The 21,605-nt window shown below is 72.8% G+C and carries 15 protein-coding genes; 8 read left to right on the plus strand and 7 right to left on the minus strand.

Annotated elements, in window-relative coordinates; genetic code table 11:
• Positions 1-26: 26 nt before the first annotated feature.
• Both GNZ18_RS25490 and GNZ18_RS25495 read left to right on the plus strand, forming a co-directional pair.
• A complete protein-coding gene (locus GNZ18_RS25490) occupies positions 27-1,400 on the plus strand; it encodes a M1 family metallopeptidase (protein WP_308166531.1) in 1,374 nt (457 codons plus the stop codon).
• Between the two features lie 130 nt (positions 1,401-1,530).
• The gene (locus GNZ18_RS25495; RefSeq protein ID WP_156219053.1) at positions 1,531-2,961 is read left to right on the plus strand and encodes a M1 family metallopeptidase; all 1,431 of its coding nucleotides are present in this window, start codon (positions 1,531-1,533) and stop codon (positions 2,959-2,961) included.
• Here GNZ18_RS25495 and ilvA read toward each other — a convergent pair.
• From ilvA to GNZ18_RS25510, 3 genes are read right to left on the minus strand one after another with little or no spacing between them, the layout of a single operon-like run.
• Positions 2,948-4,171 (minus strand): threonine ammonia-lyase, encoded by a 1,224-nt coding sequence (ilvA, locus tag GNZ18_RS25500; RefSeq protein ID WP_156219054.1) that lies wholly within the window; start codon positions 4,169-4,171, stop codon positions 2,948-2,950. The two genes, GNZ18_RS25495 and ilvA, sit on opposite strands and share 14 nt — an antisense overlap.
• A 41-nt stretch (positions 4,172-4,212) precedes the next feature.
• Positions 4,213-5,175 (minus strand): ROK family protein, encoded by a 963-nt coding sequence (locus GNZ18_RS25505; protein WP_312874731.1) that lies wholly within the window; start codon positions 5,173-5,175, stop codon positions 4,213-4,215.
• A complete protein-coding gene (locus tag GNZ18_RS25510; protein WP_156219055.1) occupies positions 5,172-6,335 on the minus strand; it encodes an FIST signal transduction protein in 1,164 nt (387 codons plus the stop codon). The genes GNZ18_RS25505 and GNZ18_RS25510 overlap by 4 nt, the downstream gene beginning before the upstream one ends.
• A 174-nt stretch (positions 6,336-6,509) precedes the next feature.
• Here GNZ18_RS25510 and GNZ18_RS25515 point away from each other — a divergent pair, with 174 nt between their 5' ends.
• The 3 genes from GNZ18_RS25515 (at position 6,510) to GNZ18_RS25525 (ending at position 10,649) form a co-directional block, all read left to right on the plus strand.
• On the plus strand, positions 6,510-7,931 hold the full coding sequence (locus GNZ18_RS25515; protein ID WP_214620872.1) for a sigma 54-interacting transcriptional regulator: 1,422 nt from the start codon (positions 6,510-6,512) through the stop codon (positions 7,929-7,931).
• A gap of 24 nt (positions 7,932-7,955) precedes the next feature.
• Positions 7,956-10,022 carry a vWA domain-containing protein gene (locus tag GNZ18_RS25520; RefSeq protein WP_156219056.1) on the plus strand — a complete coding sequence of 689 codons (2,067 nt, stop codon included), beginning with the start codon at positions 7,956-7,958 and terminating at the stop codon, positions 10,020-10,022.
• A 120-nt stretch (positions 10,023-10,142) separates the two neighbouring features.
• Entirely contained in the window at positions 10,143-10,649 is a 507-nt protein-coding gene (locus GNZ18_RS25525; RefSeq protein ID WP_156219057.1) for a hypothetical protein, read from the plus strand.
• 58 nt (positions 10,650-10,707) lie between these two features.
• Here the strand turns inward: GNZ18_RS25525 and GNZ18_RS25530 are convergent, their stop codons facing one another.
• Both GNZ18_RS25530 and GNZ18_RS25535 read right to left on the minus strand, forming a co-directional pair.
• Positions 10,708-11,805 (minus strand): alpha/beta hydrolase, encoded by a 1,098-nt coding sequence (locus GNZ18_RS25530; protein WP_308166529.1) that lies wholly within the window; start codon positions 11,803-11,805, stop codon positions 10,708-10,710.
• Positions 11,806-11,967: 162 nt separating this feature from the next.
• Positions 11,968-13,116: a cystathionine gamma-synthase gene (locus GNZ18_RS25535; RefSeq protein WP_156219058.1), complete on the minus strand. Its 1,149-nt coding sequence runs from the start codon at positions 13,114-13,116 to the stop codon at positions 11,968-11,970.
• 156 nt (positions 13,117-13,272) lie between these two features.
• On the opposite strand from GNZ18_RS25535, the gene GNZ18_RS25540 reads away from it, so the two are divergent.
• Positions 13,273-15,432 carry an MMPL family transporter gene (locus tag GNZ18_RS25540; protein WP_156219059.1) on the plus strand — a complete coding sequence of 720 codons (2,160 nt, stop codon included), beginning with the start codon at positions 13,273-13,275 and terminating at the stop codon, positions 15,430-15,432.
• Between the two features lie 176 nt (positions 15,433-15,608).
• Here the strand turns inward: GNZ18_RS25540 and GNZ18_RS25545 are convergent, their stop codons facing one another.
• Positions 15,609-17,411 (minus strand): glycoside hydrolase family 9 protein, encoded by a 1,803-nt coding sequence (locus GNZ18_RS25545; RefSeq protein WP_156219060.1) that lies wholly within the window; start codon positions 17,409-17,411, stop codon positions 15,609-15,611.
• A 119-nt stretch (positions 17,412-17,530) separates the two neighbouring features.
• On the opposite strand from GNZ18_RS25545, the gene GNZ18_RS25550 reads away from it, so the two are divergent.
• Entirely contained in the window at positions 17,531-18,703 is a 1,173-nt protein-coding gene (locus GNZ18_RS25550; protein ID WP_156219061.1) for an ROK family transcriptional regulator, read from the plus strand.
• Positions 18,704-18,758: 55 nt separating this feature from the next.
• On the opposite strand, the gene GNZ18_RS25555 is transcribed toward GNZ18_RS25550, so the two are convergent.
• A complete protein-coding gene (locus GNZ18_RS25555) occupies positions 18,759-20,165 on the minus strand; it encodes a cystathionine beta-synthase (protein WP_214620866.1) in 1,407 nt (468 codons plus the stop codon).
• 187 nt (positions 20,166-20,352) lie between these two features.
• Here GNZ18_RS25555 and GNZ18_RS25560 point away from each other — a divergent pair, with 187 nt between their 5' ends.
• Positions 20,353-21,345: an SGNH/GDSL hydrolase family protein gene (locus tag GNZ18_RS25560; protein WP_156219062.1), complete on the plus strand. Its 993-nt coding sequence runs from the start codon at positions 20,353-20,355 to the stop codon at positions 21,343-21,345.
• The last annotated feature ends 260 nt before the right edge of the window (positions 21,346-21,605 follow it).

Below are 21,605 nucleotides of genomic sequence, written 5' to 3' on the forward strand. Positions count from 1 at the left end.
ACGCCGGGCCGGGTGATGCTCTGCGGGTGACCGGGCCTCCTGGACGGATGACGGCGGCGGCCGCCGCCCTGACCCTGCTCATGCCCTCGCCCGCCGTGCCCTCCCCGGGCTCCCCCGGCCTGGGCGACGCCTACTTCAAGTACGCGGGCAACGGCGGCTACGACGTCGACCACTACGACGTCGCGCTCACCTATGCGGGGCCGCGAACGGGCGCGGTCGAGGCGACCGTGTCCATCACCGCCAGGGCCGTGCAGGACCTCTCGGCGTTCGACCTCGACTTCCGGGGCCCGGAGATCGTCGACGTCACCGTGGACGGCCGGTCCGCCCGGCACGCGCGCGCGGGCCAGGAGCTCACGGTCACGCCCGCCTCGCCCCTCCCCCGAGGGCGGACGTTCACGGCGGTCGTCCGGTACTCGGGGAGGCCCCGGCCGATCCAGAGCCAGGCGTACGGGACCTACGGGTGGGTCCCGTCCAAGGACGGCGCGGTGGTGGTGTCCGAGCCCGACGGCGCGCCGACGTGGCTGCCGGTGAACGACCACCCGCGCGACAAGGCCACCTACGCGTTCCGGGTGACCGTCCCGCAGGGCCTGCGGGTGCTCGCCAACGGGCGCCCCGGCGAGACCGTCACCGGCGCCGGGACGGCGACCTACACCTGGGCCGAGGAGTCGCCCATGGCGAGCTACCTGGCCATGGTCGCGATCGGGCGGTTCCGGGTGCGCGAGACGACGGCGTCGGGGGTCCCGGTCATCACGGCCGTCGACCCGAAGTACAAGGCGTCGGCCAAGGAGTTCGAGGAGCGCACCGTCAAGGCGCTGACCTGGGCGTCGGGCGTCTTCGGCCCGTACCCGTTCGCGACGGCGGGCGGCGTCGTCGACGACGCGCGGCTCGACTACGCGCTGGAGGCGCAGGAGCGGCCCGTCTACGGCGGTTTCGTGCCGGGCGAGGCGTTCGTCGTCCACGAGATCGCGCACCAGTGGTTCGGCGACAGCGTGAGCCTGGAGCGCTGGCAGGACATCTGGCTGAACGAGGGCTTCGCGACCTACGCGGAGTGGCTGTGGCGCGAGCGGTCCGGCAAGGACTCCGCCAGGAAGATCTTCAAGCGGTACTACGCACAGCGCGCGGACTCCCCCATCTTCGCCCCGCCGCCGGGTGACCCGGGCGCGGCCGAGTTGTTCGGCTTCTCGGTCTACGTCCGGGGCGCGATGTGCCTCCAGGCCCTGCGCGAGCGGATCGGCGACCGGGCGTTCTTCCAGGTCCTGCGGACGTGGGCGGCGTCGCGGCGCGACTCGTCCGCGACCACGGAGGAGTTCGTCGCGCATGCCGAGCGGGTCTCGGGACGGCGGCTCGGGCCGCTGTTCGACGCCTGGCTGAAGGGCCGCGGGAAACCGAGGAAGTGGTGAGACTGGGACGAGCCAATCCGCGTATTCCGCTCCACACGGGCTGATTCGAGACCAAATCGCGCTTGAATCGCGGGAAGGTCACCCGAAATTCTGGTCGCGAGCGTGGGCCCGACGACGAGGGACGAGGTCAATGAGCACAACCCCCAGAGCACTCGCCGCGGTGGCGCTGAGCGTCGCCGCGGGCCTCCTGGTCTCGGCGGCGCCCGCGGGCGCCGCCTCCCGTTTCTCCCCCGGCGCCCCCGGCGCGGGCGACCCGTACTTCCCCGACATGGGCAACGGCGGGTACGACGTCTCGCACTACGACGTCGCGCTGCGGTACGACCCGGCGACCAAGGGCATCAACGCCGTCACGCGGATCACCGCGCGGGCGACGCAGAACCTCTCCCGTTTCGACCTGGACTTCCTCGGACCGCTGAAGATCTCGTCGCTGACCGTGGACGGCCGCCGCGCCGCCTTCCGCAGGACGGGCGCGCAGGAGCTGGTCATCACCCCCGGCCGCGGGCTGCGCGAGCACCACCGCTTCACGGTGACCGTGGCGTACTCGGGCGTCCCGCGGACCGTGGACGACCAGGCGCTCGGCACGTCCGGGTGGATCCCGACGGCCGACGGCGCCGTCATGCTGAACCAGCCGATCGGCGCCGCGTCGGTCTACCCGGTGAACGACCACCCCACCGACAAGGCGACCTACACCTTCAGGCTGACCGCGCCCAAGGACCTCGCCACGCTCGCCAACGGCGACCTGAAGGGCAGCCGCACCTGGAACGGCTGGACGACCACGCGCTGGGAGAACAGCCACCCCATGGCCAGCGAGCTGACCATGGTCGCGATCGGCCGGTACGACCTGCTGGCCGAGCGCACCGGCACCGGCGTCCCGAGCCTGGTCGCGACCGACCGGAGCCTCGGCGTGAAGCCCGCCCTCGTCAAGGAGTTCTCCCGGCAGACCGCCGAGGTGATCGAGTTCGAGTCGGCGCTGTACGGCCGCTACCCGTTCACCTCCACCGGCGGCATCGTGGCCAAGGCGGGCGTGGGCTACGCGCTGGAGACGCAGAGCCGCCCGGTGTACGACCTGACGCACCGTCCCGGCACGATCCCGTCCGGCACCCTCCTCGCGCACGAGCTGGGCCACCAGTGGTTCGGCGACGCCGTCTCGCCGAAGCGCTGGGCCGACATCTGGCTGAACGAGGGCTTCGCGACGTACTCCGAGTGGCTGTACTCGGAGAGGTTCTCCGGCAAGCCCGTCCAGAAGAGCTTCGACGAGAGCTACGCGGCGCCCGCGACGGCCGAGCTGTGGAAGGGCAAGGTCTCCGACCCGGGCCGCGACCAGATCTTCGACGCCCTCGTCTACGAGCGCGGCGCGATGGCGGTCCACGCCCTGCGCCGGACCATCGGCGACAAGGCGTTCTTCCGGCTCATCAAGGCGTGGCCCGCCGCCTACATGTACAGCAACGGGTCGACGGCGGACTTCGTCCGCTTCGCCGAGCGGATCGCCCACAGGGACCTGCGCGGCTGGGCGACCCCCTGGCTGTACTCCGAGGGCAAGCCCGCCGTCAGCTCGACGTGAGCGTGTAGCCCTTCTCGCGGAGGCGTCCGATGACGTCTTCGGAGTGGTCGGAGCCGCGCGTCTCCAGGTGCATGAGCACCTCCGCCTCCTCGACGGGGAGGCGCGCGGCGACCCGCTCGTGCATGACGTCCAGGACGTTGACGCCGAGTTCGGCGAGTTCGCCGAGCAGCGTGACCAGGGCGCCGGGGCGGTCCTTCAGGCGGCACCGGACGACGAGGTAGCGGCCGGTGCCCGCCAGGCCGTGCCGCAGCACCTTCGACAGCAGCAGCGGGTCGATGTTGCCGCCCGACAGCAGCACGACCACCGGCGTCCGGAACGCGTAGGAGTGCTCCAGCAGCGCCGCGACCCCGGCCGCGCCCGCGGGCTCGACGACCTGTTTGGCACGTTCGAGGCAGAGCAGCAGCGCCTGGGAGATCGACTCCTCGGTCACCGTGACGACCGCGTCGACCAGCTCGGTGAACAGGTCGAAGGTGAGGTCGCCGGGGCGTCCGACGGCGATGCCGTCCGCCATCGTGGTCTCGATGTCGACGCGGACGGGCCGGCCCGCCGCGAGCGAGGCCGGGAAGGCCGCGGCGCGCTTGGCCTGCGCGCCGACGACCTTGACGTCGTGGCCGCCGGTCTCCTTCGCGACGCCCTTGAGCGCGGTGGCGATGCCGGAGACCAGGCCGCCGCCGCCGACGGCGCCGACGACCGTCCGGACCTCGGGGCACTGGTCGAGGATCTCCAGCCCGATCGTGGCCTGGCCCGCGACGACGTCGGGGTGGTCGAACGGGTGGATGAGGACGGCGCCGCTCTCCTCGGCGTAGGTCTGGGCGGCGACGAGGCAGTCGTCCACGCTCGGGCCGGGGAAGACGACCTCGGCGCCGTACCCGCGGGTCGCGGCGATCTTGGGCAGCGGCGCGCCGACCGGCATGAACACCGTCGACTTGCAGCCGAGCATGGACGCCGCGAGCGCGACGCCCTGCGCGTGGTTGCCCGCGCTGGCCGCGACCACCCCCCGGGCCCGCTCGGCGTCGCTGAGCCGCGCGATCCGCACGTACGCGCCGCGGATCTTGAACGAGCCGGTGCGCTGGACGTTCTCGCACTTGAGCAGGACGGGCCCGCCGATGGCCTCCGAGAGCACCCGGGAGCGGATCAAGGGGGTGGGGACGACCACGTCGCGGAGCAGCTCGCGCGCGGCCCGGACATCGTCGACGGTGACGAGGCTCATGCCACTGATCTTGCCACGCCCCCGGACCAGGTCGGCTGCGGTCAGTCGGCGTTCCAGTAGCGTTCGCCCGCGTGGATCAGCGCGGCGGCGCCGATGAGCCCGGCGGGCTGGCCCAGCGCGGCGGGAACGATCCGCACGCCGCGCGCGAAGTCCATGCGGGCGTGCGCGCGGAACGCCTCCTCCAAAGGGTCGAACAGCAGCGCGCCCGCCTGGGAGAGGCCGCCGCCGACCGCCACCACCTCCAGGTCGCACAGGTGCGTCGCCGAGGCGATCGCGATGCCGAGGGCGCGCCCGGCGCGCCGCATGGCCGCGACGGCGATCGGGTGGCCGCGCCGGGCGTCGGCGGCCAGCTCGACGCCGGTGGCGTCCGGGCCGTCCCGGCGCCAGCCCTGGTCGCGCGCCCAGGCGGCGAGGCCGGGGCCGCGCGCGACGGCCTCCAGGCAGCCGCGCCCGCCGCACTCGCAGGGCGGGCCGTCCGGGTCCACGATGACGTGCCCGATATGCCCGGCGTTGCCGCTGGCGCCGTCCACGAGCCGTCCGGCCAGGACGAGGCCGCCGCCGACGCCGGTCGAGACCACCATCCCGAGGACGTTGCCGCGCCCGCGCCCCGCGCCGCGCCAGTGCTCGGCGATCGCGACGCAGATCGCGTCGTTGTGCACGCGGACCGGCAGCCCCGGGTACCTCCCCCGGAACCGGGCCCGCAGCGGGAAGCCGCGCCAGGCCGGGATGTTCAGCGGCGACACCTCGGCGGCGGGCCAGGCCATCGGCCCGCCGCAGCCGACGCCGACACCGGCCAGCGGCGGCGAGCCGGCACCGGCGACCAGGCCGTCCAGCAGCGCCGCCAGCGTCCGCCAGAGCCCCTCGCCGTCGACGTCGCGCGGCGTGGCGGCGCGCTCGTAGGCGAGGACGCGCCCGCCGGGCCCGACGAGGGCGGCGGCGAGCTTGGTCCCGCCGATGTCGACCGCGAGCGCGGGCGCCCCGGCGGGCGCCCCGGGCTCGGTCACGCGGGCTCTCCCGGGCGTCCGAACGCCAGGATGGACGCGGTGAACCCGTGCACGTGGTTGCGTCCCGACACCGGGCCGATCTCGCCCGCGGCGAAGAAGCCGCCGATGCCGGCGGGCCCGAACGCGCGGTCGAGCACCTTCGCGTCGTGGTCGGAGTCGGGGAACATCGCCTGCCCGCGCCCGTTGCACGAGAACAGCAGGGCGCCCTCGACCGGGCCGAGGTCGAAGCGTTCGAGCAGCGCGGCGAGGTCCTCCTCGGCGGCGCCCGCGTCGCGGACCTGGAACCGGACGGTGCGCCCGACCTCGACCACGTCGCCGATCGCGATCGCGCCGCTGCCGGTGTCGGCGCCGACCACCCCGCGCACGAGGAAGTCGCCGTGCTCGTGCTCGTCGGCGTACTCGTCCATGGCCACGCCGATCAGCAGCCCCTGCCCGGCGAGCTCCTGCTCCTCCTCCGGGAGCAGCGCGACGATCTGCTCCAGCTTCTCCAGCGCCGGGACGCCCGCCAGCTCGTACAGGACGTTCTCGTCCGCGCGCGTCACGACCATGTCGGGGCCGATCGGCCGGGCGCCCTGGCTCACGACGGTCGCGGCGGCGAGCGGGCCGCCGAGCACGACGCCGACCGCGCCGTCCTCGTAGACGTCGCCGCCGACGAACAGCCGCGTGCTGCCCCGGGCCTCGCCGTCGGCGATCCCGCCGACGAGCGGCAGCCCCGGCAGGACGTCGTCGGAGCGCTCGACGAACGCGTCCACCGGGAAGCTGTAGGGGTCGGCGAGGAGCACGCCGACCACGTCGTCCTCCTGGCCCTCCGGCATGCCGACGACGATGAGCCGGTCGTCGGCCTTGAGCGTCTCCAGCCGGAACGGGTCCAGGCGGGCGCCGGGCAGCACCGCCGCCCACGCGCTGACCGCGCCGCTGTCCTCCACGCCGCGCCCGGCGCCGATCACCCCGGACGCGCTGCACCCGAGCACCAGCGCGGGCGCCGCCGCGCCGGCCGCGTGCCGGGCGGCCGCCTCCACCTCGTCGGGGTCGTCGCCCCGGACGAACACGCACACCAGGTCGGGCGCCGCGCTGAGCGGCGCGAGGGCCTGCTCGACCGCGGACCCGGCCGCGCTGGTCAGGTCGGGGCCGAGGGCCAGGCCGTCACCGAATCGCGCCATCGGCGCCGCCTCCCTCATTCCGTTCACCGGCTCGCTTCACCCTTGCAGTCTCCCCCGCGTCGCGCCGCGCACCCAACCCGCGCCCGGCCGCCCGCCGGCGCCGGGCGGCGACGCGTCGGACGAATACCGTTGTGAGGGTGCGATTCCGCGCACCGGCGACGTAATGTCGATCGCGTGCGTTCATCCACACCCCGCGAGACCACACTGGGCGGCCTCCGCACCAGCGGTCACGTCCAGCGTTCGGTGAAGGCCGAGATCCGGCACAACCTCCTCGCCCGGCTGAGATCGGGTGAGCCGCGGTTTCCCGGGATCGTCGGGTTCGACGACACCGTCCTCCCGCATCTGGAGCGCGCCCTGCTCGCCGGGCACGACCTCGTGCTGCTGGGCGAGCGCGGCCAGGGCAAGACGCGGCTGATCCGCACCCTGGGCGGGCTGCTGGACGAATGGACCCCGGTCGTCACCGGTTGCGAGATCAACGACCACCCCTACGAGCCGGTGTGCGTGCGCTGCCGCCGCCTCGCCGCCGAGCACGGCGACGACCTGCCCGTCTCCTGGAAGCACCGGGACGAGCGGTACGGGGAGAAGCTCGCGACGCCCGACACCAGCGTCGGCGACCTGATCGGCGACGTCGACCCGATCAAGGTGGCCGAGGGCCGCACGCTCGGCGACCCCGAGACCGTCCACTTCGGGCTCGTGCCGCGCACGAACCGGGGCATCTTCTCCATCAACGAGCTGCCCGACCTCGCCGAGCGCATCCAGGTCGCGCTGCTGAACGTGCTGGAGGAGCGCGACGTGCAGGTCCGCGGCTACGCGCTGCGGCTGCCGCTGGACGTGCTGCTCGTCGCCTCCGCCAACCCCGAGGACTACACCAACCGGGGCCGGATCATCACCCCGCTGAAGGACCGCTTCGGCGCCGAGATCCGCACCCACTACCCGCTCGCGCTCGACGCCGAGCTGGCGCTGATCCGCCAGGAGGCCGACTTCGCCGACCTCGCGGGCCTGCCCGCCGAGGTGCCCGGCCACCTCGTCGAGGTGATCGGGCGGTTCACCCGGCTCGTCCGGGAGTCCACGGCGGTGGACGGGCGCTCCGGCGTGTCCGCGCGGTTCGCGCTCGCGGGCGCCGAGACGGTGGCGGCGGGCGCGGTCCGGCGCGCGGCGCTGACCGGCGAGGAGCGCGCGGTCGCGCGGGTCTGCGACCTCGCGGCGATCGTCCCGTCGCTGATGGGCAAGGTGGAGTTCGAGGTCAGCGAGGAGGGCCGCGAGCAGGAGGTGCTGGAGCACCTGCTGCGCCGCGCGGTCGCCGAGACCTACCGGCGGACGCTCGGCGCCGCCGACCTGACCGGGCTGCTCGACAAGTTCGACTCGGGCGAGCGGGTGGAGTCGGGCGAGCTGATCTCGGCGGCCGAGCTGCTGCGCCGGATCGGGCAGGTCCCCGGGCTCGCCAAGATCATGGAGCGGCTGGGCATGAGCGGGGACTCCCCCGGGCAGGCCGCCGCCGCGCTGGAGTTCGCGCTGGAGGGCCTGTTCCTGACCCGGCGCCTCTCCAAGGACGTCTCCGACGGACGAGCCGACGGGACGGCCACGTATCGCACCTAGGGCCGCCAGGGGCAAGGAGAGCCGATGAGCCGTTACCGCTACGGCGCGTACGAGGACGGGCCCGACCCGCTGGCGCCGCCCTACGACGTCCGCGCCGCCCTGGACGCCATGGGCGACTCGGTGCTGGACGGCACCCGTCCGGGCGACGCGCTGCGGGAGCTGCTGCGCCGCGGGCTGCCCGACGCGCAGGGCCGGCGGGGGCTGGACGACCTGCTGCGGGAGGTCCGCGACCGGCGCCGCGCGCTGCGCGACCGGGGCCGCCTGGACGGCACGCTCGAACAGGCGCGCGCGCTGCTGGACACCGCGATCGGGCAGGAGCGGGCGGAGCTGTTCCCCGACCCGGGCGACGAGGCGCGGCTGCGCGAGGCGGAACTGGACACGCTGCCGGCCGACACCTCGCAGGCGATCCGGCGGCTGTCGGACTACCAGTGGCGCTCCGACGCGGCCCGCGCGACGTTCGAGCAGCTCAGGGACCTGCTGCGGCGCGAGGTGCTGGACGCGCAGTTCCAGGGCATGAAGCAGGCCCTGGAGAGCCAGGACCCGGCCGCGATGCAGCGCGTCAAGGACATGATGGCCGCGCTGAACACCATGCTGGAACGTGACGCGCGCGGCGAGCACACACAGGGCGATTTCGACCGGTTCATGGGCGAATACGGGGACATGTTCCCCGACGACCCGCAGAACCTGGAGGAGCTGGTCGACGCGCTGGCCCGCCGCGCCGCCGCGATGGACCGGCTGCTCGCCTCGCTCAGCCCCGAGCAGCGCGCCGAGCTGGCCGGGCTCATGGAGCAGGCCATGCAGGACGCCGGCCTCGCGATGGAGATGACGCGGCTCGGCGACGCGCTGCGGGCGCGGCGCCCCGACCTCGGCTGGGGCGAGCCCGAGCAGATGACCGGGCAGGACCCGCTCGGCATGGGCGACGCGACCACCGCGCTGGCCGAGCTGGCCGACCTCGCCGAGCTGGAGTCGGCGCTCGGACAGGACTACCCCGGCGCGCGGCTGGACGACATCGACGAGGAGGCGGTCCGCCGGGCCCTCGGCCGCCAGGCGGTCGACGACCTCGACGCGCTGCGCCGCATCGAGAAGGAGCTGGAGCGGCAGGGCTACCTGCGGCGGCGCAAGGGCGAGCTGGAGCTGACGCCGAAGGCGGTGCGGCGGCTCGGCGAGACCGCGCTGCGCCGGGTCTTCTCCCGGCTCACCATGGGCCGCGCGGGCGACCACGACCAGCGCGACGCGGGCCAGGCGGGCGAGCTGACCGGCGCGAGCCGCGAGTGGCGGTTCGGCGACGAGCAGCCCCTGGACGTGGTCCGGACGGTCTCCAACGCGATCCGCCGCGGCGCCATGGACGGCGCGGCGGGCGGCCTCGCCACCGGGGCGGTCACCGGAGCGCCCCCCGCCGCCCCCGTCACCACGAACGGGAACGGGAGCGCGGGCGGGAACGGGCACGCGCCGGCGCGGCCGGCCGGGGTCAGGCTCGGCGTGGACGACTTCGAGGTGCACGAGACCGAGCGCCGCACCGGCGCGGCCGTCTGCCTGCTGGTCGACCTGTCGTACTCGATGGTGCTGCGCGGGACGTGGGCGGCGGCCAAGCAGACCACGCTGGCCCTGCACACGCTGGTGACCAGCAAGTTCCCGCAGGACGCGATCCAGATCATCGGGTTCTCCAACTACGCGCGGGTACTGCACCCGACGGAGATGGCGGGGCTCGACTGGGACATGGTCCAGGGCACCAACCTGCACCACGCCCTGATGATCGCGGGGCGGCACCTGGACCGCCACCCCGACTTCGAGCCGATCGTGCTGGTCGTCACCGACGGTGAGCCGACCGCGCACCTGCGCCCGGACGGGCGCTCACTGTTCGACTACCCGCCGTCCGCCGACACGCTGGTCCTCACGCTCGCCGAGGTCGACAAGATGACCCGGCGCGGCGCCTGCATGAACTTCTTCATGCTCGCCGAGGACCGGCGGCTCGTGTCGTTCGTCGAGGAGGTCGCGCGCCGCAACGGCGGCCGGGTGTTCGCGCCCGACGCGGAGCGGCTCGGCGAGTACGTCGTCAGCGACTACCTGCGGGTGCGCCGCGGCAGGCGCTGAGGCGACCGATCAGCTGTCCCCCGGTACCCAAACGGGCGCCGCCGAGGCAGGCAAAGTCTGGCCAAACATCAGCCGCGCGCACCCCACCCCACGGGCCTCCGGAGGGCTAGTGTCGGCCTCATGTCGACTTCCGACCGCCTGCTGCTGTTCCTGCACATCGGTTTCGCGATCTTCGCGCTGGGGCCGCTGACCGCGGCGACGATGTCCACCCCGCGCTTCATCCGCGCCCGGAACGTGGTCGTGGTGCGGCTCCTGCACCGCGCCACCCAGATCTACGGCATCCTCACGCTGGGGATCTTCGTGTTCGGGATGGCGCTGGCCAAGGGCGACGCCAAGGAGGGGTGGCTGTCGGCGTCGATCACGCTGTACGTCGTGGCGCTGGTGCTGCTGCTGCTCGTGGAGCGCGACCAGCGCAAGGCGATCCACCTGCTGGAGGCGGCCGTGGCCGCCCCCGTCCCGGCGGGCGCCGGCGAGGTCGGCGCGACGGGCGCGGAGGGCGGCGCGGAGCGGCCGACCGCCGCGAAGGGCGACGTCGCACAGGTGCAGCGCGGCCGGATCGGCGCGATGGGCGGCGTGGTGGCGCTGATCTGGCTGGTGATCCTCGTCCTGATGGTGTGGAACGGCTGAGCGCCTTCCGGTGCGCCCTCCCGGGCGCCTTCCGGCGCGCCCTCCCGGGGCGGGCCCGTCAGCCGGAGTGCTTGCGGAGCCAGGCCAGGATCTGCGGGTAGGTGTGCTCCTCCTCCAGCAGCCCGGAGGCGTGCATCTCGCCCGGGACGACCTTCACCTGCGCCTCGACGCCCACGGCGCGCAGCGCGGTCGCCAGGCTCGTGCTGTGCGTGGCCGGGACGAAGTCGCCGGTGGAGTGCATGAGCAGCATCGGGGCGTCGCCGGGTGAGACGTGCCCGGCGGAGCTGGCGTCGTCGACCCGCTTCCAGCAGGCGGCGTTCGCGGTCTCCCCCGGGGTGCAGCGGACGAGGTCGATCACGGCGCGGCGCAGCGTCCGCTCGGCGGAGGGGGCGCCCGGCTTGGCGCCGTCGGTGAAGGCCAGGAACGGGTTGTTCGGCGGCGACAGCGCGACCACGCCCCGCACCTGCCGCGTGCCGGTCCCGAGCGTGCCGAGCTGGGTCCCGAGCATGCCGCCCGAGGACGAGCCGATCACGATGATCCGGTTCGGGTCGAGGTTCCAGACCTTCGCGTGCTTCTTCATGAAGGCCAGCGCGGACAGCGCGTCGTCGCGCTGCGCGGGCCACACCGCCTTCGGCGCGAGCCGGTAGTTCGGCGCGAGCACGACGTAGCCGTCGGCGGTCAGCCGCCGCGCGAAGTACTTCCAGCTCCGCTTGTCGCCGCCGAGCCAGTAGCCGCCGTGGATCATCAGCACGGCCGGGCGCGGCGCGGCCTTCGGCGCGGGCCGCCAGTACGCGTCGATCCGCTGCCGGGACGCCTTGCCGTAGGCGTAGGTCTTGGACTTGGGCAGCGCGGGCGTGACCATGACGGCCTGGCCGGAGACGACGCCGTCGGTGGCCCCGGCGCCGCCGGAGGTCCCGCCCTGGGGCGGCGCCTCGGGGGACTCGGGGACCGCGGACTCGCCGGGCGTGCTGGGCGCGCCGGTCTCGGGGTCGCCGGAGGGGGCGCCCGTCCCGGTCTCCTCGGTCGGCACGATGGTGGGGGCCGAGGGCGGGGCGGGGTCGCGGAGCGGCACGGCGGCTCCGGCGCCCGTCGGAACGGCCAGCGCGGACAGACACGTCGCGGCGAACGCCGCCCCACAGACCAGTACTTTGCGCACCCCGGGCCCTTTCGTGATGGAACCTGGCGCGGACATCATAGATGTTTGATCACCCCGATGGCGGGAATGACGCCGGGTTCGCCCCGGCGGGTCCCGCTCGGGCGGCCGGCTCCGGGGCACCGGCCGCCCTCGCGTTCGCTCAGCTCAGGGAGCGTTCCAGCACTAGCCCAGGGCCTGCCGGAGGTCGCGCAGAAGATCGTCGGCGTCCTCGATCCCGACCGACAGCCGGACGAGGTCGCCCGGCACCTCCAGCGGCGACCCGGCCGCCGACGCGTGCGTCATCCGCCCCGGATGCTCGATCAGCGACTCGACGCCGCCGAGGGACTCGCCGAGCGTGAACAGCTTCGTCCGCTCGCAGACCCTGACGGCCGCCTCCTCCGACTCCATCCGGAACGACACCATGCCCCCGAAGGCCCGCATCTGCTTGGCGGCGACGTCGTGGCCCGGGTGGCCTGGCAGCCCCGGATACAGCACCTCCCGGACGGCGGAGTGCCCGGTGAGCATCTCCACCATCCGCTCGGCGTTGGCGCAGTGCCGGTCCATCCGGACGCCGAGGGTCTTGATCCCCCGCAGCGTCAGCCAGGCGTCGAACGGGCCCGCCACGGCGCCCATCGCGTTCTGGTGGAAGGCCAACCGCTCGCCGAGCGCCTCGTCCGAGACGATCAGCGCGCCGCCGATGACGTCGGAGTGCCCGCCGATGTACTTGGTGGTGGAGTGGACGACCACGTCCGCGCCGAACTCCAGCGGCCGCTGGAGGTAGGGCGAGGCGAAGGTGTTGTCGACCACCAGCAGCGCGCCCGCGTCGTGCGCGACCTGCGCCAGCGCCCGGATGTCGGCGATGCCGAGCAGCGGGTTCGTCGGTGTCTCCACCCAGATGATCTTCGTTTCGGGGCGGACCGCCGCCCGGACGGCCGCCACGTCGCGCAGCGGCACCGGGTCGAACTCCACCCCCCAGGGCGCCGCGACCTTGGCGAACAGCCGGTAGGTCCCGCCGTAGGCGTCGTCTGGGATGACCACATGGTCGCCCGGCTTGCACACCGCGCGGAGCAGCGCGTCCTCGGCCGCGAGCCCCGAGGCGAACGCCAGCCCCCGCGTCCCGGACTCGATCTCGGCGAGACACTCCTCCAGGGCGGTGCGGGTGGGGTTGGCCGAGCGGGAGTACTCGTAGCCGCCCCGCAGACCGCCTATGCCGTCCTGCTTGTATGTTGAGACCTGGTAGATCGGTGGCACGACCGCCCCCGTGGTGGGGTCGGGTTCCTGCCCCGCGTGGATGGCCAGGGTCTCGAACCCCCGGTGCTCCTCGTTGTCCATGGGAACGAGGCTATCCACCCGCCGCCCCTCCTGGAGGAGGAGGAACTCCCCCGCAGGTATCACCCCCTAATTCGGCTCGGGGGTTGACCACAAAGCCCCGTCCGGTCTCTACCGTTTTACACGTATCCCAACGAACCCTTGATTGAAGGAAGACCCATGTTCGCTCGGCTCGCGCGCTTCGTCGTGAGACACCCTGTGTGGACGATCGTGACCTGGCTCGTCGTAGCCGCGGTCGTCATCGTGTTCTCCCCCAAGCTGACCACCGAGTCCGACCAGGGCGACTTCCTGCCCTCGAAGTACGAGTCGGTCCAGGCGATCAAGATCGCCGAGAAGGCGTTCCCCCAGCAGGAGGACACCTCCTCCCTGATCGTCGTGAAGCGGTCGGACGGCAAGCCGCTGACCGCGTCCGACACCGCCAAGGTCGACCAGGCGGCCAAGTCGCTCAACGCGAAGAAGCCGCCGACCGTCCAGAACTTCGCCACCGGGCCGGAGGCCGTCGCCCCCAACAAGGCCGTCCAGGTGGTCATGGTGCCGATGAAGGGCACCTCCCAGGACGACCAAGAGAAGCAGGGTGACGCGGTCAAGCAGATCCGCAAGGACCTGCCGACCCTGCTGAACGGCAGCGGGCTCGACTACAAGGTCGGCGGCGACGTCGCCGGGTTCGTCGACAACGAGGACTCCTTCAACAAGTCCTTCGAGATCGTCGGCATCGCGACCTTCGTCCTGATCATCGGACTGATCCTGCTGATCTTCCGGGCCCCGATCGCGGCGATCCTGCCGATCATCGTGATCATGGTGACGATGCAGGTCTCGATGGGCCTGATCGGCCTCGCCTCGCACCTGTTCAACTTCTCCGGTGACCAGAGCCTCAACACGATCATCCTGATCGTCCTGTTCGGCATCGGCGCGGACTACTACCTGTTCCTGATGTTCCGCTTCCGCGAACGGCTGCGGGCCGGGGACGACAAGAAGACCGCGATGATCACCGCGGTGGAGCGCGTCGGCGAGGTCATCTCCTCGGCCGCCGCCGCGATCGCCGTGACGTTCCTGGTCCTGCTGCTCGCGACCTTCGGCGTGTTCAGCGCCTGGGGCCCGGCCCTCGCCATCGCGGTCGTCGTGATGGGCATCACCTCGCTGACCCTGTTCCCGGCGATCGTGTCGCTGCTCGGCACCGCGGTCTTCTGGCCGTCCAAGGCGTGGAAGAAGGAGCCGAAGGGCACCGTCTCGGCCGCCATCGGACGCGGCGTCGGCCGCCGTCCCGCCATCGCCGCGCTGCTCGCCGGCCTGGTGATGGCCGGCCTCGCCGCCGGAGCCCTCGGCTTCAAGGCCGACTACGACTTCGCCGCGGGCTTCCCGCAGGACACCGAGTCGGCCCAGGCCACCAAGGACATGGAGAAGGGCTTCCCGCCCGGCCTGACCACCCCGGTCCAGGTCTTCCTCAAGGCCGACAGCGGCAAGGTCACCAAGCAGCAGATCGCGTCCTTCAGCCAGACCGCCAAGAGCGCGCCCGGCGTCGGACAGGTCCAGCAACCGGTGATGGGCAGTGACGGCTCCGTCGCCCGCGTCGACCTCGTCCTGAAGACCAACCCGGTCTCCAACAAGTCGATCAGCCTGGTCAAGAACGACCTGGCCCCGGCGGTGCACAAGGCGGCGCCGGAGGGCACCCGCGCCTACGTCGGCGGGCAGACGGCGATCTTCGCCGACATCAACACGGTCAACAACCGCGACCTGTCGGTCATCCTGCCGGTGGCGGCGGTGCTGATCGCGCTGATCCTGGCGCTGCTGCTGCGGTCGGTGGTCGCACCGCTCTACCTGGTCGTGTCGGTGCTGCTGGGCTTCGCCGCCACGCTCGGCTCCGCGGTGTACGTCTTCCAGGGGGTGCAGGGCGAGGCCGGCGTCACCTTCCAGCTGCCGATCGTCCTCTACCTGTTCGTCCTGGCCATCGGAACCGACTACAACATCCTGATGACCGCACGGCTCCGCGAGGAGGCGAAGGAGGGCCACGAGCCGCGCCAGGCCGCCGCCCTCGCCGTGCAGCACGGCGGCCCGACGGTCGCCGCGGCCGGCCTGATCCTCGCGGGAACGTTCTCGGTCATGATGCTGGCCCCGGTCTCGATGCTCAAGCAGATGGGCTTCTCGGTCGCGATCGGCATCGCCCTGTCGGCCTTCGTGATGTCCACCTTCCTCGTCCCGGGCATCACCGCCCTGCTGGGCCACCGGGCCTGGTGGCCGGGCCACGGCGACGAGCCGAAGAAGGGCAGCCAGGGCCCGGACCCGGCGCAGCAGTACTACGCGCCCTCCGGCTACCACCAGTAGGGAACGGCCCACAGACGTCGGGTTGTGGGGCCCCGGTCAGAAATGCCGCCCACGGACCGGGGCCCCGCAACCCGACACCCACCGAAAAAGGAAACCCCCGGCAGCCGCCGGGGGTTTCCCCATTTTCAGCAAGGGCGGTGCGCCGGGCGGGCTTTCGGCCCGCCCGGCACGCCGGGTCAGCCGATCGCTATCGCGTTCATGTACCAGCTGGTGTGCGGGAGCCATTGCTCGCCCCAGCGCCAGTCGTCGTCCTTGCCCGTCGTGGCGTAGCCGGCGTCCCAGAGGATGCCGCTGCCGTTCTCGTTCTTTCCGGTGATGCCGTTGACGATGCCGCCGGCGGTCTGGAGGAACTGCCACGACCCGAGCCACAGGTACTGCGGGTTGTTGCGGCCCGAGCCGTCGAGCATGCAGACGTCATAGGGGTTGGTGCCGAGGATCCAGTTGAGCTGGTCGGCGGCGTAGGCGCGCAGTTTGTCGGCGAACGCGCGGTCGCTCGCGAAGTGCCGCGCGGCCAGGCGGGCGGCGGCGGCGAGGGACGCGATGCGCGCGTTCTCGCCCTGCCACCACTGGTCCTTGGTGCGCGGTGTCACATTGTGCGGGAAGAAGAACTGGCTGGCGCGGACCTGGTTCGCGTCCTGGACGAGCTGGCGCGCATATCCGAACGGGTTGCGGACCTCCTGGGTCACCGCCAGTTCGAAGCGCATCGAGCGGCGCACCGCGTCCAGGGCCTTCTGCTTCGCGGCGCCGTCGGCGATCTCGGCGTAGGTCAGCAGCGCGACGACCGGGAGGCCCGCGTCGGACGGGTGGAAGTACGGGCGGTCCTTGTCGTCGGCGCGCCAGTAGTCGCGGTAGCCGCGCCAGGTGACCAGGCGCGCCGCGAGGTTGGCGGCGCGCCTGTCGGCGGTCTCCTTGTAGGAGCCGTCCTTGGTGGCGCGGTAAAGTTCGACGGCGGCGAGCAGGGCGTTGTAGTCGTCCTGGATATTCTCTTTGCCGTCGTTGGTCAGGCGGACGTTGTTGGCCTCCAGATAGGTGAAGGCGTCCTTGGCCGCCGCCAGATACTCGGCGCTTTCGTAGTCACCGGAGACGTCGTGGGTGCTCGCGATGGCCAGCGCGGCGATCGCCATGCCGCCGCCCTCGCGGTAGTTCACCTGGGCGGTGCCGAGCGTGCGCTTCACCGGGTCCTTCGGCGGGCCGGGTTGGCCGACGGAACTGTAGAAGGACTCGCCCTGGACGTGGACGCGGCGGATATAGTCCGCGCCGAAGAGGCCCTCGTCCTGCATCCAGGTGCGAAGCTGGGTGAAGTTCTCGTCCTTGCGCGCGGTCAGCTCGCGGTACGAGACCAGATGCGACCAGGCGGTCAGCGGAATCTGGAGTGTGTTGAAATAGGACAGCGCCGACAATTGCGTGAAGTGTTTGCCGAAATCGCCGGTCGCGTCGTACCATCCGCCGTGCGCGTCGAAGGTCTTCCCGGTGTTCCCGAGTGGCAGATGGTGGTCGAACTTGTCGAACTGGCCGGAGCACCGCCAGCCCTTGAAGTGGCGGACGACGTGCGAGAGCGTGTAGCGCTCAAGGACCGTCGCCTCGATCTTGAACTGCGCGGACCGGGCGGAGCCGACCGCGATGTAGTAGTCGCCGGGCCGCTTCACCTGCGAGAAGTCGGCGGTCCAGTAGCGGCGGCCGTCCCAGTCGGCGACCGTTCCCGCGTCGCTCAGCCGTCCGCCGTGGACGCTCTGCCCGGTCTTGGCGTCGACGAGGCTGTAGCGCCCCGGCGAGTGGCGCGCCGTGACCACGGCGCGCTTGGGGGCGCCGGGGTCGTACCCCACGTTGTTGACGAAGACCCGTGTCGCGGCGTCGCCGTGCCCGTGGTCCGGCGCCGCCGCGGCCTCGGCCGGGGACCCGGCCACCGAGACCGCGGTGTACCCGGCCCCGACGGTGGCCGCGCCGATCAGAAAGCGCCTGCGGTCCTGCCCTGCGTTCATGCTCCCACCCACCTTGTGCCGTTGGAGCCCCCGAGATGTCTCACCTTCCGGCGTAATTCGGTTAAGAACGTTGCAATATTGTGGGATCTTGCGGCCCAGGTCAAGAGGGGGACGAGGAAATGATCGCTGGCGGGGGCCAGCCGGCGCTGCTGCGGCGGATCAACGAGAGCACCGTGCTGGCGCGGCTGCACGAGGCCGGGCCGCTGCGGCTCGGCCAGCTCAGCGACCTGACCGCGCTGTCCAGGCAGACGATCGCGCAGGTCGTCTCATCGCTGGTGGAGGCGGGGCTGGTCGAGTACATCGAGGCCGACCAGGCCGGCCGCCGCTCGCCCGGCCGGCCGGCCCGGCTCGTGCGGCTGCGCCCGGAGGCCGCGCACGTCGTCGGCATCGACATCGGCCCGCACCGCACGCTCGTCGTGGTCGCGGACCTGTCCGGCCGCATCGTGGCCGAGGACCGCGGCGACAGCAGCCGCCTGCGCAGACGCGAGGAGATGCTCGCCCACGTCCGCACCCAGGTGCGCGACACGCTCGACCGCGGCGGGGTGCCGCACGAGACGGTCCGCGCGGTCGTCGCCGGGACGCCCGGCATCGTCGAGGCCGAGCACGGCGTCGTGGTCAAGGCGCCCGACATGCCGGACTGGACGTCCATCGACCTCGCCGACCGGCTCCGTCCGCTCTTCGGCTGCCCGGTCGTGGTGGAGAACGACGTCAACCTGGCCGTCCTCGCCGAACGCTGGCACGGGCACGGCCGCGACGCCGACATCCTGGTCGCGTTGCAGTGGGGCAGCCGCGTCGGCGCCGGGATCCTCGTCGGCGACCGGCTGCTGCGCGGCGCGCACGGCGCCGCCGGCGAGGTCGGCTTCCTCCCCGAGCGCCAGGGCCCGCCGATCGGGACGGCGAGCCTCGGCCCGTTCGAGCGCCGGGTCGGCACCACGGCGATCGCGGAACTCGCCCGCGACACCGCGTCCCCGGACGATCCGGGCATCGCGACGCTGACCGCCGCCCGCGACGGGGACCCGGCCGCGCTGGAGGTCCTCGACACGATCGCGGCCCGGTTCGTGCAGGGGCTGGCGCCGCTGACCCTGATCCTCGACCCGGACCTCGTCGTCATCGGCGGCGGCGTCGTCCGCGCCGGACCGCCGCTTCTGGAGGCGCTCGAACGCCATCTGGCCGGGCGGACCCTCGTCCGCCCGGCATTGGCCCTCTCGACACTCGGCGACCGGGCGGTGGCCCTCGGCGCCGCCCGCCTGGCACTGGACGGCGTGGAACGCCAGCTGTTCAAAGCCCACTGACATCCATCGACGGACGTCTGCCCAGGTCATCCGGCCAGAAGTCCGATGAGCCCTGTCAGCCGCCCGCCAGGAAGGCCAGAAGGTCCTGGCGGGTGACGATTCCGGCGGGTTTGCCGTCCACCAGGACGACCGCCGCGTCCCTGCCCTCCAGGGTCGTCATCAACTGCGCGACCGTTTCGCCCGATCCGACGACCGGAAGGGGCGGGCTCATGTGCTTCTCCAGCGGCTCCTCCGGGCCGGCCTGGTCGTCGAACAGCGCGTGCAGCAGCACCCGCTCCTCCACCGCGCCGACCACCTCCCCGGCCATCACGTCGGGGTGGCCCGCACCCGGCGACACCACCGGCATCTGCGAGACCCCGAACTCCCTCAGCACCCTCACCGCTTCGCCCACCGTCTCGGCGGGATGCATGTGGACGAAGCTCGGGATGCCGTCCGGGCTGGCCTCCGCCTTCTGCGCCAGGACGTCCCGCACCGCCGCCTGGGTCGTCGTCTGCTCGCTGAAGCCGTGCTGGTCCATCCACTCGTCGTTGAAGATCTTGCTGAGGTAGCCGCGGCCGCCGTCGGGCAGCAGGACGACGATCACCGCGTCCGGGCCGGCCTCGGCGGCCACGCGCAGGGCCGCGACGACCGCCATGCCGCAGGAGCCGCCGACCAGCAGCGCCTCCTCGCGCGCCAGGCGGCGGGTCATCGTGAAGGAGTCCTTGTCGGAGACCGCGATGACCCGGTCGCAGATGTCGCGGTCGTAGGTCTCGGGCCAGATGTCCTCGCCGACGCCCTCGGTGAGGTAGGGGCGCCCGCTGCCGCCGGAGTAGACCGAGCCCTCCGGGTCGGCGCCGATGATCTGGACGCGCCCGCCGGAGACCTCCTTGAGGAACCTGCCGGTGCCGGTGATCGTCCCGCCGGTGCCGATGCCCGCGACGAAGTGGGTGATGCGGCCCTCGGTCTGCTCCCACAGCTCGGGACCGGTCGTCTCGTAGTGCGAGACCGGGTTCTGCTGGTTGGTGTACTGGTTCGGCTTCCACGCGCCCGGGATCTCGGCCGCGAGCCGGTCCGACACCGAGTAGTAGGAGTCGGGGTGCTCGGGCGACACCGCGGTCGGGCACACCACGACCTCGGCGCCGTAGGCGCGCAGGACGTCCACCTTGTCCTTGGCGACCTTGTCGGGGCACACGAAGACGCACCGGTACCCGCGCTCCTGCGCGACGATCGCCAGACCGACCCCGGTGTTGCCGGACGTCGGCTCCACGATCGTCCCGCCCGGCCGCAGCGCCCCGGACTCCTCGGCGGCGTCGATCATGCGGACGGCGATGCGGTCCTTCACCGACCCCCCGGGGTTGAAGTACTCCACCTTGGCCAGCACCTGCGGCCCCCGGCCCCCGGCGGGCTGCCCGCCGGTCACCTTGCGCAGCCGAACGAGCGGGGTGTTGCCCATCAGTTCGATGAGCGAGTCGTGTACGTGCACCGCGACGTCCTTGTCGGTTCAGTAGGTCGGTCTGAGCGGTCGTGTCCCTGTTCAGCCCACGTCCATCGTGAATAGGCAGGATAGGGACCAAGTCGTTCTTCTCCTTCGACCGTAACCCAGATCGGGCACCACGGGCATCAACCCCGCGCTCGGGGGTAGGAACTTAATCACGGAGGGTCAGCGCGGAATGTTGAGAGCGTTCACCGCGCGCCGCATCGCCGCGGCGGCGGCCTACGGGGGCGGGGGCATCACGGCCCTCGGCGGCATCACGTTCGGGCTCGTGGTCGTGGAGGCCCGGCTGGCCCGCAAGATCATCCAGGCGACGCCGAACGGCGCGCCGCCGGTGGCCGACGGCCTGTACGGCGGCGGGCTCGACGGCCCGCCGCTGTCGCTGGTGATGCTCGGCGACTCCACGGCGGCGGGGCTCGGCGTCCACACCCCCGAGGAGACGCCCGCCGCGATGCTGGCGGCGGGGCTGTCGTCGATCGCGGGACGTCCCGTCCGGCTGACGAACGTGGCCCGGCCCGGCGCGCGGTCGGCGGAGCTGGCGGGGCAGTGCGAGCGGGCGGCGCAGGTCCGCCCCGACCTGGCCGTCGTCATGATCGGCGCCAACGACGTGACGAACCGGGTGCCGCCCGCCGAGTCCGTCCGGCACCTCTCCGACGCGGTCAGGGCGCTGCGCGGGTCCGGCTGCCAGGTCGTGGTGGGCACCTGCCCCGACCTCGGCTCGGTCAAGCCGCTCATGCAGCCGCTCAAGTGGATCGCCCGGCGCGCGAGCCGCCAGCTCGCCGCCGCCCAGACGATCGCGGTCGTCGAGCACGGCGGCCGCTCGGTCTCCCTCGGCGACCTGCTCGGACGCGAGTTCGCCGCCGACCCGCTGTCGATGTTCAGCGAGGACCGCTACCACCCGTCCGCGCGCGGCTACGCCGCCGCGGCCGCCGCGCTGCTGCCCTCGATGGCCCACGCGCTCGACCTCGAACCCGATGTGGAGACCCTCCTCGACCAGGGCGTGCTCCCGGTGTACCTGGCCGCCGCCGAGGCCGCCGAGGTGTCGGGCACCGAGGTCTCCGGCGCGTCGGTCGCCGGAGACGACCGGGGCCCCCGGGGCCGCTGGGCGAGGCTGCTGCGCCGCCGCGCCGTCCCGCCCGGCCTCCCCGCCCCGACACCCGACGCCACCTGACCGCGCTTGCCGTCGCCTTTGTTCGGCGGAGGAATCGGCTTGTCGAACTTGGGCCGTTCTTCTCCGCCGGGCACGACGATCGGCGGGAGGCGAGCATCGCCTTACGGGACTGGGCGCTTTGCCCTGTCCGATGGGCGGCATTGGAAGGGCGCGGGCCCGCTGGGCGGCCCGAACACCCAGGCAGGGGCATATCCGCGGCGACCACGCGAATGGCATGATGGCCGCCGCCCCGCCGTTCTCGGGGCGGACGCTCGAACGCG

Source organism: Actinomadura litoris, assembly GCF_009733595.1.
Lineage (GTDB): Bacteria > Actinomycetota > Actinomycetes > Streptosporangiales > Streptosporangiaceae > Spirillospora > Spirillospora litoris.

Bases quoted from the DNA above. Each gene is read 5' to 3' on its own strand.
- GNZ18_RS25510 (WP_156219055.1), bottom strand. From the start codon at position 6,335: ATGGCGCGATTCGGTGACGGCCTGGCCCTCGGCCCCGACCTGACCAGC.
- GNZ18_RS25520 (WP_156219056.1), top strand. From the start codon at position 7,956: ATGAGCCGTTACCGCTACGGCGCGTACGAGGACGGGCCCGACCCGCTG.
- GNZ18_RS25535 (WP_156219058.1), bottom strand. From the start codon at position 13,116: ATGGACAACGAGGAGCACCGGGGGTTCGAGACCCTGGCCATCCACGCG.
- GNZ18_RS25545 (WP_156219060.1), bottom strand. From the start codon at position 17,411: ATGAACGCAGGGCAGGACCGCAGGCGCTTTCTGATCGGCGCGGCCACC.
- GNZ18_RS25525 (WP_156219057.1), top strand. From the start codon at position 10,143: ATGTCGACTTCCGACCGCCTGCTGCTGTTCCTGCACATCGGTTTCGCG.
- GNZ18_RS25550 (WP_156219061.1), top strand. From the start codon at position 17,531: ATGATCGCTGGCGGGGGCCAGCCGGCGCTGCTGCGGCGGATCAACGAG.
- GNZ18_RS25495 (WP_156219053.1), top strand. From the start codon at position 1,531: ATGAGCACAACCCCCAGAGCACTCGCCGCGGTGGCGCTGAGCGTCGCC.
- GNZ18_RS25560 (WP_156219062.1), top strand. From the start codon at position 20,353: ATGTTGAGAGCGTTCACCGCGCGCCGCATCGCCGCGGCGGCGGCCTAC.
- ilvA (WP_156219054.1), bottom strand. From the start codon at position 4,171: ATGAGCCTCGTCACCGTCGACGATGTCCGGGCCGCGCGCGAGCTGCTC.
- GNZ18_RS25540 (WP_156219059.1), top strand. From the start codon at position 13,273: ATGTTCGCTCGGCTCGCGCGCTTCGTCGTGAGACACCCTGTGTGGACG.